Source organism: Subtercola endophyticus, assembly GCF_021044565.1.
Lineage (GTDB): Bacteria > Actinomycetota > Actinomycetes > Actinomycetales > Microbacteriaceae > Subtercola > Subtercola endophyticus.
This window is the reverse complement of sequence record NZ_CP087997.1, coordinates 2,346,893-2,356,788: the sequence shown is the minus strand read 5'-3', so window position 1 is coordinate 2,356,788 and position 9,896 is coordinate 2,346,893. Positions and strand designations below refer to the sequence as shown.

10 protein-coding genes are annotated in these 9,896 nt (G+C 58.3%); all 10 read left to right on the top strand.

Annotated elements, in window-relative coordinates; genetic code table 11:
* Positions 1-56: 56 nt before the first annotated feature.
* On the top strand, positions 57-1,154 hold the full coding sequence (locus LQ955_RS11015) for a DNA cytosine methyltransferase (RefSeq protein ID WP_231024592.1): 1,098 nt from the start codon (positions 57-59) through the stop codon (positions 1,152-1,154).
* Entirely contained in the window at positions 1,151-2,800 is a 1,650-nt protein-coding gene (locus tag LQ955_RS11010) for a TIGR02391 family protein (RefSeq protein WP_231024591.1), read from the top strand. Before LQ955_RS11015 ends, LQ955_RS11010 begins: the two co-directional genes overlap by 4 nt.
* Before the next feature lie 332 nt (positions 2,801-3,132).
* Positions 3,133-3,657 carry a very short patch repair endonuclease gene (locus tag LQ955_RS11005; protein ID WP_313788346.1) on the top strand — a complete coding sequence of 175 codons (525 nt, stop codon included), beginning with the start codon at positions 3,133-3,135 and terminating at the stop codon, positions 3,655-3,657.
* A gap of 302 nt (positions 3,658-3,959) precedes the next feature.
* Positions 3,960-4,280 carry a nucleotide pyrophosphohydrolase gene (locus LQ955_RS11000; RefSeq protein ID WP_231024590.1) on the top strand — a complete coding sequence of 107 codons (321 nt, stop codon included), beginning with the start codon at positions 3,960-3,962 and terminating at the stop codon, positions 4,278-4,280.
* On the top strand, positions 4,267-6,078 hold the full coding sequence (locus LQ955_RS10995) for a DUF2075 domain-containing protein (RefSeq protein ID WP_231024589.1): 1,812 nt from the start codon (positions 4,267-4,269) through the stop codon (positions 6,076-6,078). Before LQ955_RS11000 ends, LQ955_RS10995 begins: the two co-directional genes overlap by 14 nt.
* Before the next feature lie 78 nt (positions 6,079-6,156).
* Positions 6,157-6,384: an antitoxin VbhA family protein gene (locus LQ955_RS20210; RefSeq protein WP_390623373.1), complete on the top strand. Its 228-nt coding sequence runs from the start codon at positions 6,157-6,159 to the stop codon at positions 6,382-6,384.
* Between the two features lie 82 nt (positions 6,385-6,466).
* Positions 6,467-7,444, top strand: a complete 978-nt coding sequence (locus LQ955_RS10990; protein WP_231024588.1) for an ABC transporter ATP-binding protein — start codon at positions 6,467-6,469, stop codon at positions 7,442-7,444.
* On the top strand, positions 7,423-8,484 hold the full coding sequence (locus LQ955_RS10985) for an ABC transporter permease (protein ID WP_231024587.1): 1,062 nt from the start codon (positions 7,423-7,425) through the stop codon (positions 8,482-8,484). Before LQ955_RS10990 ends, LQ955_RS10985 begins: the two co-directional genes overlap by 22 nt.
* 122 nt (positions 8,485-8,606) lie before the next feature.
* A complete protein-coding gene (locus tag LQ955_RS10980) occupies positions 8,607-9,200 on the top strand; it encodes a hypothetical protein (RefSeq protein ID WP_231024586.1) in 594 nt (197 codons plus the stop codon).
* A gap of 14 nt (positions 9,201-9,214) precedes the next feature.
* The gene (locus tag LQ955_RS10975; protein ID WP_231024585.1) at positions 9,215-9,763 is read left to right on the top strand and encodes a hypothetical protein; all 549 of its coding nucleotides are present in this window, start codon (positions 9,215-9,217) and stop codon (positions 9,761-9,763) included.
* The last annotated feature ends 133 nt before the right edge of the window (positions 9,764-9,896 follow it).

Here is a 9,896-nt window from a genome sequence, read left to right as displayed (position 1 = left end):
TGGGAGGGCTGGCGCGCCAGCGAGAGGCTGGTAGAGAACGCTTGTACGATGAGCACATGTCCCCTGAGATTACTGTCCTCGATCTCTTCGCTGGGGCGGGCGGCCTCACAGCCGGACTTCACTCAAGTTCGAGCCGCTTTCGGATCGTTGGCGCAGTGGAGTGGGATCAGACCGCTGCCGCCTCCTACGAAGCGACCTACGGCGAGGGCCTGGTTTACGCGGGCGACATAAAGAGGTGGCTCGACCAAGAAAAGGTCCCATCGACGGATGTGATTATCGGCGGCCCGCCGTGTCAAGGATTTTCTAGTCTGGGCAAGCAGAACGTCGAAGATGAGCGAAATTCGCTCTGGAAGGAGTACGCGCGAACCATTCGTCGCGCTACTCCCAAGTATTTCGTCGTGGAGAATGTTGCTGAGTTCACCAAGTCGCCGCAGTACCGTCAGTTCAAGATGGAGGCGTCCAAGGGTGGGCTGCTTTACGACTACGACTTCGAGTCGGCAGTCCTCAACGCGGCCGACTACGGTGCGCCCCAGGCTCGGCGCCGAACAGTCGTAATCGGATTCCGGCGCGACCTCGGGTCACCTGGCCTACCCACATCGACTCACTCGTCCGACCCTGATGGCACCGGTCTGCTTCCGTATGTGACAGTCAAAGATGTTCTGGGATCTGTGCCGCGTTCACCCGATCGCGACCGCGTCTTCGGCGACCGGCGTACTGCGTTCAATGGCAAGGATTATGCCGGAGCCTTCTCAATTCGAGATCTCCACTGGAGCCGTAAATACACCGATCTCTCCCTGAATAGATTTTCGGTCATACCGGCAGGGGGGAATCGCAGACATTTGGAGCCATATCCAGAGTTGATGGCTCCTTGCTGGGTGAAGCATAAGACCGGCTCCGGCGACGTAATGGGTCGCATGCACTGGGACCGCCCCTCTGTCACCATACGCACCGAATTCTTCAAGCCAGAAAAAGGGCGATATATCCATCCCGAAGAAGATCGAGCGATTACCCACTACGAGGCTGCTCTATTGCAGGGATTCGGCGAGAACCATCGATTCGTTGGTTCGCGAACCGACATCGCGAAACAGATTGGTAACGCCGTCCCGATCCCTCTCGGCGCGGCGATTGGACGCCTGCTTACCGACGCAATATGAGCAATACCCCGGGGGATGACGAGGCGCCCCTCGTCCTGCGGTTCGACCCCCAGACGGTCGAACACCTCGGCGCGAAAATGTACTCGCAGCTCCCGAATGCGATTGCCGAACTTGTCGCGAATGCCTACGATGCTGACGCGACAAATGTGACAGTCGCGATCGGTCACGACGGGTCAGTGAGCGTCATTGACGACGGTCACGGCATGTCGAGGGAGGATCTAGCGCAAAAGTATCTGCGCATCGGTCGCAATCGTCGTCATGACGAAGCATCCAGCATGACATCGAGCGGACGTCGGAGGGTTTCTGGTAAGAAAGGGCTTGGAAAGCTTGCCCTATTTGGCATAGGCAAGATAGTTCGACTAGACACCTCACGTGAAGCCTCGATTGCGTCCTCTCACGTCTCGCTGTCGTATGACGAGATGATGTCCGCGGATGGTGAATATAAGCCCTCTGAATTCGTGTCTGAGATCGAGAGCAAATATCACGGAACCACGGTTACGCTTCGGGATCTAAAAAGGAAAAGTCCCATTGATGCTGCGCAGCTTGCAGTCAGCCTTTCTCGGCTTTTCAACTACACAGACGTCGACTTTTCACTTTCCGTAGTCGGGCCAGATGAAGCACGTCACGAGGTGACGCAAGCATTGCGACTCAATGCCGCGGCGGTGGAGTTCGCTTGGGTTTTCCCCGAAGACTTCATCGCCACCAACGATTATCTTGCAAGCCGAAACGTGACGGGTCGAATCGTGTCGGCTATGAAACCGCTCGGTCAGGATCATCGCGGAGTTACTCTCTACGCTCATGGTCGACTCGTCAATGAACCCGAATTCTTCGGAGCTTCTGAGTCAAGCTTTGCCTTCGAATACTTGTCTGGATACCTCGAGGTGGACTTCCTAGACGAGTTGTCGTACGACGTGATTGCCACGGATAGGCGTGCGCTCGACTGGGATCTTGACGAGACGGCACAACTGCGTGCGGCGCTTCAACAGCTGATTACACGGGTTGGTCAGGAGAGGCGTGAACGGCGTCGGTCGGCCAGCAAGTCAGCCACCGAGTCGACTCTGGGAACTTCTACTGAAGATTGGGTCGCATCCGTAAAATCGCCTGAGAAGCAACAATTGCAAACGTTGGTGGAGTCAATCATCTCGGACGATTTGAACATCGACACCGAGCAGCAGGTTCAGCTCCTAGAAGACGTGCGGCAGTTAGCGCCGGAAGGGGCGGAATACGCGTGGAGACACTTCCATCCGGAGGTTCAGGCGTCTACCCGCACGTACTATGACGCCGGAGACTACTGGGCCGCCGTGCAGGAGTCCATAAAGCGGTATGTAGCGTTGACCGCTGCCAAGTCCGGCGCCACGCCAGACGAAGCCCTGAAGGTAATAACCGCGGCGTTTGGAGAATCGGGAACCCTGAAAGTCCTGGACCGTCTTCGACAAACGTCTGCATTCTCCGAAACTACGATCAAGAACCTCCAGAGCGGCCAGAAGCATCTATCTATGGGAGTCCTTGCTGGGTTTAGAAACCCGATGGCGCATGAGGAATTAGCGGCTCTGAAAGCGAACGATGTCTTCACTTACCAAGACTGCTTAGACGCGCTCGGAATTCTTTCCCATCTGACACGGCGCCTGGACGAGAGTGAGCTGTAGACGCGATTGGCAGTCAGCTAGAGCTACATTTCGGTGCCTGACCCGCAGAGCTTCTTTTGAAAGCGAATGGCTTTGCCAGATATCGGCTGGAGCGGACGCATGGGCTACGGCGCTCCTTAAGGCGGCCTCAAGCCCTCAAGAGTCGTCCTTGAATATCACTCTTGAACCGACCGTAAGTATGACTCCAGTCACACTCGCGGTTATCGCAGCGTGAATATGTGCCACTTTCTACGCTCAAACTGGGTTTCACTTCGAATGTGCCGCTGCTACATCGTCATTATTGCCAGAGCTTCTTTCACAAAATACTATGCCGGGGCCGTAGCGTAGTGAGCATGTCCTGGGCATCTAGTGAGGGTTCGCGACGTTCGATGCTGGCGAACAGAAGTCGGGATACCAAACCCGAGCTCGCGGTGCGTCGAGCGCTGCATGCCGCAGGCTTTCGATATCGCGTCGACGCGAGCCCTACCCGCAACCTCCGAAGTCGCGCGGACATAGTCTTCACGAAGCAGAAGATCGCGGTGTTCATCGATGGGTGTTTTTGGCATGGCTGCCCGATCCACGCCACAATCCCAAAGCGAAACGCGGACTATTGGGTACCCAAGCTCCGAAGAAACGTAGAGCGTGATTTGGAGACGACGCGAAAGCTCGAATCACTCGGGTGGGTAGTACTTCGCTTCTGGGAGCACGAGCGGGTAGACGACATCGTCAAGTTGATTTCCAACTCTTGGTTTGGACGCGCAGCCCGCGCGCCAGACCCGGCACCATCCAATCCAACCGCGACGAGGACCACACGTCGTGCGATTGCAGACAACTGTGGTCTCCCTTGCATCGACGGGCAAAATCTTAAAAACCCTTAGCCTTCCGCGGCTATCGCGGTTGCCGTTAGGATTCGGCTCGGGTATTGACCTGAGGGGAGCGGTTCACATTCATCGGCTGCTCATTGATCCGCCAGTCTGACCGGTGTCCATACACCGGCAGACAAACGTGGAGAAAAGGTGGGCGTGGTCGCTCGACCTCCAACTTTTCGAGAGCGGCGTGTGTACAACTGAGGACGTCGTGGCAATGGTGTGGGTGGGAGCGGTCGTGGTGAGCGTGTGGCGGGCCGGGCACGAAGGGCCGCCGTCATGCGATGGGTCGGCGCCGCTGCTAGATTGACGGCATGGTCGAAGGGTCGCTTCAGGACGAGCTTGCCGCGTTTGTCGCAGAGCGGGAGTGGGCGCAGTTCCACAGCCCGGAAAACCTCGCGAAGAGCATTGCCATTGAGGCTGGGGAGTTGCTGGAGTGCTTCCAGTGGAGCGCCGACGCAGATGTCGACCGAGTAAAGGCAGAGCTGGCCGACGTTCTGACGTATTGCATGCTTCTTGCGCAGCGGATCGGGGCGGATCCGGAACAGATCGTGCACGACAAGCTGGCCATCACGCGCGAGAAGTATCCGGTTGAGAAGTCTCGAGGGCGAAGCGCGAAGTATGACGCCCTTTGACATCACGTCGTTCGGCCTGACGAGTGAAGAGATCAGCGCCTGGGCGCCGCTTGACCGTCGTTACAAGAACTGGCCCGTGGTCTATGTGCTCGACAATGCGAATGCGGTTCGAGGGCGGCCGAGCATCCGGAATCAAAGCGTCAGCGACGTGTATGTCGGCGAATCGCTGAACGCGGCTGCACGGATGCGGCAGCACCTCGACTCTGATGCGAAGAAGCACCTCACGACGGTGAGGGTGATCATCGACGAGACCTTCAACAAGTCGGTGTGTCTTGATTTGGAGTCGTACCTGATCCGGATGCTCGCGGGCGACGGTGTGTACCAGGTGCTCAATCGGAACGATGGCATCACCGAATCGGAGTACTACGAGCGGGAGCGATACCGGGAGAGCTTCGAGAAGGTTTTTGAGCAGCTGAAGAACGATGGTGTGTTCATCCGGAGCATTCCTGAGATCGAGAACAGTGACCTGTTCAAGCTGTCGCCGTTCAAGGCTCTGACGCAGGATCAGGCGGTCGCGGTCGAGGGGATACTCGAGGGGCTGTTCGCTGATCTGGAGTCGACGGCGACGAGTACGTCGGTGATTCAGGGGGAGCCGGGCACGGGTAAGACGGTAATTGCGATCTACATGCTGAAGTTGCTGGTCGATATTCAGGCGGCTCCGCCGGCGGAGGAGTTCGACAGCGATTCGTTGTTCGCCGAGTTCTTCGTCGGGGGGTATCCGGAGCTGTTGGCGGGACTGTCGTTCGGGTTGGTGGTGCCGCAGCAGTCGTTGCGGGAGTCGATCAAGAAGGTGTTCCGAAAGACGCCGGGGTTGCATCCTGACATGGTGATGACGGCGTTCGAGGTCGGGGCGAGCGAGAAGGTCTTCGATCTGCTGCTCGTTGATGAGGCGCATCGGCTCAATCAGCGGGCGAATCAGCCGTCGGGGGTGCAGAACCGCAAGTTTCGCGAGATCACGGAGACGCTGTTCGGCAGTGATGACACGTCGAAGACGCAGCTCGACTGGATCAGGGCCCGGAGTCGGCATCAGATTTTTCTGGTGGATGCTTCGCAGAGCGTTCGGCCGGCGGATGTTCCGGCTGAGCTGTTGGGGGAGTTGGTGGGGGCGGCTCGGGCTGGTGGGCGGTTGTATCCGCTGCTGTCGCAGATGCGGGTTGCGGCGGGGGATGACTACGTGGGGTACGTGCGGCGGGTGCTCGGGAGTGGCGCCGGCAGTGGCAGCTTGGGTTCGGGGTTCGAGCTGGCTGAGCCTGTGCATCCACAGGTCTTCGAGGGCTACGACTTTCGGATGTTCGACAGCGTCGAAGCCATGCGTGCGGAGATCAGGGCGCGGGATGCCGAGGTCGGCCTTTCCCGTCTGCTCGCCGGTTATGCGTGGGAGTGGAAGACCAAGGCCGACAAGACCGCGTTCGACATCGAGATCGACGGGTTGCAGTTGCGGTGGAACAGCACGCAGACGGACTGGATCGCGTCGCCCGGGTCGCTCGAGGAGGTCGGGTCGATTCATACGGTGCAGGGGTACGACCTGAACTATGCCGGGGTGATCATAGGGCGGGATCTGCGGTACGACCCGGTCGCCGGGCGGCTGTTCGTTGACCGTGATTCGTACTTCGACAAGAAGGGCAAGGAGAACAACCGTCAGCTAGGGGTGGTTTACAGCGACGACGATCTGCTGCGGTTCGTTCGCAATGTGTATGCGGTGCTGCTCACGCGGGGGATTCGGGGAACTTACGTTTTCGTGCAGGATGCGGGGCTGCGGGAGTACCTCGGGCAGTTCATTCCAACCTTTCCCGCCTAAGCAGATTCCGGCCGAAGTAGTATTCTGAAGTATTGTCATATTTATCCGTAGATCGCTTCAGAGAGGTAACCAGGCTCGATGGTAAACCTGATCGATCGAGGAGGCGCCGTGACTACTACGACGAGCATTTCAGCTGCCGAGCGGCGTTGGCGCGACAGAGTAGTGAGCCAAGCTGCCCATAGTTCAGCTATGGAGGGCCTCGCCTCGTCTCCCGAGTATCGCGCAGATTCCGCAGCCTACGTTGATGGCACGATCGATATCGATGAGCTGGGCCGCCGCACTCTCGGCCGCTACGGAATTGTCTGAACCGGTCTTGATGCTCACTCGGTCTTGAGTGAGCGGTCGCGATGATAACATGTGAGGAATAATCGCGTCTGAAAGAGGCTTCATGCAGTCTGAGGTTGTCATTGCCGTCGAAGGTCTCGTCAAACGGTATGGCGAATTTGAGGCACTTCGCGGTATCGAATTCGAGGTAGGCCGCGGAGAGGTTTTCGGTTTTGTCGGCCCGAATGGCGCGGGCAAGACGACGACAATCGAGTGCATCGTCGGCCTTCGAAGCCCGACCGAAGGAACTGTCAGAGTGCTCGGTCTCGATCCCGCCGCCAGCCGACCGCAGACGACTGCCCACGTGGCTGTGCAGACTCAATCAGCTAGCCTCTTCGACACCTTGAGCGTCATCGAGACGCTGAGGCTCTTCGGGTCGTTTCACAAGAACCCGCTCGATCCCGACCACGTTGTTCATCAAGTCGGGCTCCAAGATGAGCGCGATCATCGATCCAAGAACCTCTCTGGTGGCCAAGCAAGACGGTTGCTTCTGGGCGTCGCTCTTGTCGGTGACCCGGAGATCGTTGTGTTGGATGAACCCTCCGCCGGGCTGGATCCCGCGGCACGGCAAAACCTCTGGATGCTCATTGCAGCCCTTCGTAAACGCGGCGTCACCGTGCTGCTGTCAACACACGACATGGAGGAGGCGACGTCGCTGTGTGACCGGGTCGCGATTCTCGTTGCCGGCCGGGTCGCCGCCCTCGGTTCGCCTGCCGAACTCGTTCGTCAGCGCAGCGCCGAAAGTACCGTCTCCTTCACTGTTCCGACCAACACCAACCTCGATTCTCTGGCCGCACTCGCTGAGCCGGGCGGCATAGTGACGTCGGTCATTCGCGGGGCCGTTCGTGTGACGATTGCTACCTCCGACCCCGACAGAGTTCTGCGGCGAGTGACATTCGAGCCGTCGGTCAAAGCAAGCGAGTTCGATATTCGTAACGGGACACTCGAAGACATCTTCATCGAGTTGGCTCAGGAACAGCAGTCTGAACGCGGGAAAAGGCCGACAGCATCTGCGTCGAAGTGGAAGAAGGCGCGCTCATGAGCTCCAAATCGATTGAAGGCCGCCGCTCGACTTCGCCCCTTCAGCAGCTCACACTCACAAGCTCGCGTGAACTGTTCAGAAACGTCAAGACCATCATCGCGATGCTCTTCATGTTCTTCTTCTTTCTACTCATCATTGGCGGCATCAACGTCGCAATCAATGACAGTCGCGTCGCACCGAACGTCAGCGTGACCGGCACAGCGCAACAAGCCCAGGATCTCGTCGCCAAGCTGAATGCTCAGGGCATCGAGGCGGTCTCTGGTGCACCAGAAGGCTCGACGACCGCGCAAGTCACGCTGTTCGGTGATTCTGCGAGCGTCATCTTGTCCACTCCGCACCCACCCGCGTGGATACCCATCGTGAAGGCAGTGCACTCGGTCACCGGCATCCCTACCTCGAAAATCACCGTTGCCGACTCTGATGGCTCACCCGAGGTGGATCTGCTCCGTGTGAACCTGTCGACAGTGCTGATCGCCGGCCTCATGGCAATTGCTTTCATGGGTACCTCAGTGCCCCTTGTCGCGTTACGTCAGCGAGGAACCCTGCGCCTTCTCGGTACGACACCAGTTAGTCGCCTGACATTCATCGTTTCGCAGACCCCCGTGCGATTCGCACTGGGGGTCGGAGAAGGGGTGATCATTCTCGGCATCGCAATCAGTCAGGGGTACATCGAGTCCGTGAACGCGCTTCAGCTGGCGGTGACGTTCGTTCTCGGGCTGGCAATGCTTTTCGCGTTCGCCTATCTCTTAGGTTCTCGCGCGAAGAACACAGACTTGATCACCCAGATCACCGGGTTCTTACCCGTCGTTGTACTTCTGACTTCAGGGACCGTGCTTCCGCCCGGTATTTACCCGCCATTCGTTTCAACGGCGATCAATTTCATCCCGAGCACCTGGTTCATGCAGGCCATGAGCAGCGAACTCGCGGGTACTGAGCCGTTCACAAGCATCTATCTTCTGTGGGCCCTGATGGCCGCAGTCGGTGTCGCCGTCGCGTTGCTCGCTGCGCGAGTCTTCAAATGGGATCAAGGAGACCTGTGAAGTGTGCTGTACCTATTCTGGGGGTCGCAGTCACCAAGAAACCTTGACCAGGCCGAGGTAATGAGATTTACTCGTATAGCTGTGGAACGACGTTGTTCCGCGGCAGATCTAAGGAGAACTGCATGAAGAGAGAAATCTGTGGCTCGATAGTTGCGATCGGGGCACTTGTTGTCTGCCTCGCCCAACCGATCGGAGCGCAGGCATCGGAAGGTGATCAAGGTGGGGGGATTACCAAGGTCGGCGGCGCGACGATGACGGTTGGCGGCTTCGACGCCGATGTGGCGGCGAAGAATGGTTTCGAGATCATGGTTGATGCTGCGGGCAATCAAAAATCCGTTCCCGTAAGCGATTCAGCCAAAGCGCTGGTGGCAGCTGCCGCGCAAGCCGGTCACGTTGACCTCGGCACAATCGGCGGCCCATGCGGATCGTCGTGGCTCGAGATGGCTCGCGCCGGCGGATCAAGCGTCTACTTCAATACCGGATACAGCGTGTATCTTCCGTCGCTCTGGCACAATTGGGCAGTCGATATCTTCAGCAGCCATGGCGGCTACTCGTTCGGGCTCGACGGCGGACCGTCGGCACCGACGTGGGATGACGGATGGACTACGAACGTCGGGAATAGCGCCGGCACGCACGGCAACGTACGGCCGGGTTCATTGGCCGTGCTCACTAACGGCGACGTCTGTTACTCGGGCTCTCCAACATCGGGAACCTGAGAGCAGATCGCGCCGTGTTTTTTTCAGATCGCTCAGGAGACAGGGCTGCCGGCGGTGAGCTGAACACGGTGCAGGATGAGCGACGGGCCGCTCTCAAGCTTGGGCGGCCCGTCGCTCACCTGATTCAAAGCGATACCGTGAAGTTCCGCGGCTACTACTGGCGGGGGAGCGCTGCGCCTGGTCTTCCCATGGGACAACACATGGTTGACGTTGTGTATGACGTTCACGCAGGAAGGGACGTCGTCGAGATCAGCTTGCGTAGTTGGTTTGGCTCAAGAGGCACTCGTACGCTTGATGACTCGTGGGAATTCAGTTCGCTTGTTGCAACTCATGCATTCGACGTACTGCATTCGATCAGCTCTCTTGCGCGGCCTGCCGCTCACCAGTTGGTCGGTGAGTCTCTTGCTTCCGGTGGCAGCCACCCCGACTTGACGAAAATTGTTTCGGGTGACGTGCGTTGTGAATTTCGGCTACAGCGGGGAGCAGTCATAACGATCGCCTCGCGCCCAGCGGAACGTCTTTTCGACGACCTTCAGGTTGTCATGTTCGTCACGATTCCGTGAGGTGACCACCTCCCTCAACCCGACGACTAAACGGATGCTCGGCCTTTGCTCGATTGCGCAATAAGAACTGGCCCGTGGTTTATGTGCTTGACAATGCGAATGCGGTTCGGGGGCGGCCGAGCATCCGGAATCA

Bases quoted from the DNA above. Each gene is read 5' to 3' on its own strand.
- LQ955_RS11015 (WP_231024592.1), top strand. From the start codon at position 57: ATGTCCCCTGAGATTACTGTCCTCGATCTCTTCGCTGGGGCGGGCGGC.
- LQ955_RS11010 (WP_231024591.1), top strand. From the start codon at position 1,151: ATGAGCAATACCCCGGGGGATGACGAGGCGCCCCTCGTCCTGCGGTTC.
- LQ955_RS11005 (WP_313788346.1), top strand. From the start codon at position 3,133: ATGTCCTGGGCATCTAGTGAGGGTTCGCGACGTTCGATGCTGGCGAAC.
- LQ955_RS11000 (WP_231024590.1), top strand. From the start codon at position 3,960: ATGGTCGAAGGGTCGCTTCAGGACGAGCTTGCCGCGTTTGTCGCAGAG.
- LQ955_RS10995 (WP_231024589.1), top strand. From the start codon at position 4,267: ATGACGCCCTTTGACATCACGTCGTTCGGCCTGACGAGTGAAGAGATC.
- LQ955_RS20210 (WP_390623373.1), top strand. From the start codon at position 6,157: ATGGTAAACCTGATCGATCGAGGAGGCGCCGTGACTACTACGACGAGC.
- LQ955_RS10990 (WP_231024588.1), top strand. From the start codon at position 6,467: ATGCAGTCTGAGGTTGTCATTGCCGTCGAAGGTCTCGTCAAACGGTAT.
- LQ955_RS10980 (WP_231024586.1), top strand. From the start codon at position 8,607: ATGAAGAGAGAAATCTGTGGCTCGATAGTTGCGATCGGGGCACTTGTT.